Raw genomic sequence first — 3,011 nt, 5'->3', positions numbered from 1 at the left:
GGTCAGTCCGAGAGGTGGATGTCTGATCCGGCGCGGATCACGTTGGCCGGTTGGGTGTAGGTGGACGAAATGGTGGCGGGGTTTCCGCTGAAGGTGAGATCTCCGATGACCACGAGTGAGTCGAAAGCATTGCTGCCATTGCCGTTGTCCTGCACAGTTCCGCTGGCGAGGTAGATCGTCCCTGTATTGGTTTGCGTGCCGTTGCCGTGGAAGGTGAAGATCGCGGTGTTGTTGCGGTCGGCCACCATGGACAGGCCCATCGTCGCTCCGACGGTGGGTGCCGTGATGGTGAGGGCGTCGTTTCCGCCCATGCTGAGGCTCGCGCCCGACTCGCCGGTGGCGCAAGCTCGCGGGGCCGTCGGCGTGCCACAGATGAAGTAGAGCGTGACCCCGTTGGCGACGACGCTGTTGGGGCTGCTGGCCCCCGTCAGGACGTAGAGACCGGGCAGCATTCCCAAGCCCGGACAGGTGGTCAGATGGTCATAGATACCTGGCCCCCCGGTGCAGGAGTTGGCCTTCGGCACAAGGGTGCTGTAGTTCGGCATGTTCATGGTTGCCAGCGGGTCCGCGACTGCTGGCTGGTTCGTGTTGGGGGGGCTGGTGAACGTCCCCGGTGCGATTTGTGACAGGCCACCTTGAAGGTTGACGACGCCGCTCGTCACGTCGACAACGCTGCCGGGACGGGAGGACACCGTTCCGTTGAACGCGACATTCGCCCCCGATACGTAGATGTTCCCGTTCTGGAGATTGTGGGTGCCGGGCCCGATGACGCACAGGCCACACGCTGGTGGCCCTCCGTTGAGGATCCGGGCCTGTGCTGCGGCGCCGACCGGGACGCTGTCGATGCCCCAGATCCCCGCAAAGGCAGTCCGGACCCGGCGGACCGGGGCGTTGACCCTCACCGTTGTCGGCGTGAGGGGGTTGTCCAGCGATATGCACTCGGTGTTGGGGTGATAGAGAAGTTTTTGTCCGTCGACACAACTGGCCCAGTCGCTTTCGCTGACCTGGTAGTTCGCGGCCGCATAGGTCTTCGCGGCGATGATGGCACGGTTCGCGTCGACCACGCCGCTCAGATAGAGGACGTTGACGGCCGCAAGAGCCGAGGCGTCGGCGGCGTTCTGGGCCTGTCGCCGGGTGTCTCTGGCCATTCCCAGATCAACGACCAGAGCACACAGACCGATGAGCACCGTCGAGATCAGCAGCGTTGACAGCAACGCCACGGCGCCGCCGTCTCGGCGACCGAGTCGCTTTAGGTGCAGGTTCACGTTCAGGTGCACCATGTCCAGTCCCCTCCGCTGGGTGGCACGTCGGAGTAGCTGAGATCGGTCGGCATCGGGGTGACGTTCTCGATGGACATCGTCGTCCGTGACGTGATGAGTCCACCGGCAGGCAGGGGCACGAAGCCGGTGATGCTCGTGGCCTGAACCATGGCGCAGACCACGAGTTTCTCACCCCGAACCCAACCGTTCGGAGCGAACACCTTCGCGTACGCCGTCCCTCCGGCGACCTGGGCTCGCGTCCCGCACGCCACCGCCGCCATACCCGTACCCGGGCACGTGGACGACGCACGCCGCACCACGGCTTGACGCGCGGACTCACGGACACCCTGACGCAGGGACAGGGAGTCGTTGAACCACAGGCCGTAGTCAATGATCCCGAAGAGCAGGAGAAACAGCAGGGGCATCACGAGGGCGAACTCGACGGCTGCAGCACCGCGATCAGCATCCGCTCCGCGACCGCGGACCAGGGGTCGAGACGTCATGAGCGTGATCCTCCAAACATGGTTGTTCATTGAATGTTCCACGATCTTCAGCGGGCCGTTCCATACAAGGAGTTGACGATCTACTACCTCAAAAATGTACTTTCTTTACTCTTTCCGGACATCAGCCGTTCGGCCTCCCGCGACAACCCTTTCGGCCCGGATCGACGTCGCGCGCCCCGAGGTCGTGCAGGACTGATGCGCCCCCGGACCGTCCGGGCAGCGACTGGAGCTGTGGTCGACGGCCACTGGTCCCTCGGTGCCGACCGGGGCCCCCCCCAACTGCGGGGGAGGCCAACGACTCCTTCAGGGGATGTCGCCCACGGTGGCCCGCCGTGGATGCTCGAGGCATCACATCCATCGGGGAAGGGTGGCGGGCCATGGACATTGGGCTGAGCACGGCAGTGGGGAGGGCAGTCGAGGCCCCCGTGAGGGGGGAACGCCTGCAGATCCGCCTGTTGGGCGGGTTGCGGGTCACCGCCGGCGATCGCGTCATCGGCCCGCGCCAGCTCGGGGGAGCGAAGGCCCGTCAGGTCCTCATCGCCCTCCTGTTGTCGGCAGGCACCCCCGTGAGCAAGGAACGGCTGCGGGTGCTGTTGTGGGGGGACACGCCACCGTCGGGCGCCACCGGCACCCTCGAGACCTATGTCAGCGTCCTGCGCAAGAGCCTCCAGCCGTGCGCGCCGGTGGGTCGCTCCGTCGTCCAGACGGTGAGCGGGGGGTATGCCCTGGACATGCGACAGGTCGACCTCGACACCGTCGCGCTCCACGCCCACCTCGCGGACGCCCGTCGCGCCGCGGACCCCGCCATGGCGCTGTCGTCCTACGACGCGGCGATGACCCTCGCGCACGAGCCGCTGCTGCCGGAGGAGTGTGGTCTGGCCTGGGTCGACGACGCCCGGGCCGAGCACGACCGGTACGTGGTGGGCGCCTTGGTCGACGCCTCCACCTCGGCGCTGCGGGCCCACTCGCCGGTGCGGGCCGAGCACTGGTCGCGTGCCGCGATCGCGCGGGATCCCCTGAACGAACCTGCCTGGGCCGCGCTGCTGGAGTCGTTCGAGAGCCGGGGGCAGTTCGTCGAGGGCGTGCGGGCCTACACCGACTGCCGCCGGATCCTGGCGGACGAGCTGGGCTGTCCTCCCGGGCCGGTGCTGCGGCGGACGTTCGCCCGACTCCTTGCCGAACCCAGGCCGTGGGCCGGCGACGACCTCGGCGACCTGCTCGAGTCCGTCATCCGCCTGCACCGGGTCGC

The 3,011-nt window shown here is 67.2% G+C and carries 3 protein-coding genes; 1 reads left to right on the top strand and 2 read right to left on the bottom strand.

All coding sequences use genetic code 11. The features are described from left to right. Nucleotides 1–2: 2 nt before the first annotated feature. Nucleotides 3–1,265: a pilus assembly protein TadG-related protein gene (locus tag ACLL9L_RS12880; RefSeq protein WP_411285060.1), complete on the bottom strand. Its 1,263-nt coding sequence runs from the start codon at nt 1,263–1,265 to the stop codon at nt 3–5. Between the two features lie 2 nt (nt 1,266–1,267). After that, entirely contained in the window at nt 1,268–1,762 is a 495-nt protein-coding gene (locus ACLL9L_RS12875; RefSeq protein WP_411285059.1) for a TadE/TadG family type IV pilus assembly protein, read from the bottom strand. Nucleotides 1,763–2,139: 377 nt separating this feature from the next. Between ACLL9L_RS12875 and ACLL9L_RS12870 the strand changes: the two genes are divergently transcribed. Continuing rightward, nucleotides 2,140–3,011, top strand: an 872-nt coding sequence (locus tag ACLL9L_RS12870; protein WP_411285058.1) for an AfsR/SARP family transcriptional regulator, incomplete at its 3' end; no start/stop codon positions are given.

The sequence above is a fragment of the Lapillicoccus sp. genome, from assembly GCF_046595215.1.
GTDB lineage: Bacteria > Actinomycetota > Actinomycetes > Actinomycetales > Dermatophilaceae > Lapillicoccus.
Note: the sequence above shows the minus strand (reverse complement) of the source record. Positions and strands in the feature narration are given on the sequence as shown.

Excerpts from the sequence above, each read along its gene's own strand:
- ACLL9L_RS12875 (WP_411285059.1), bottom strand. The coding sequence starts at position 1,762 with ATGACGTCTCGACCCCTGGTCCGCGGTCGCGGAGCGGATGCTGATCGC.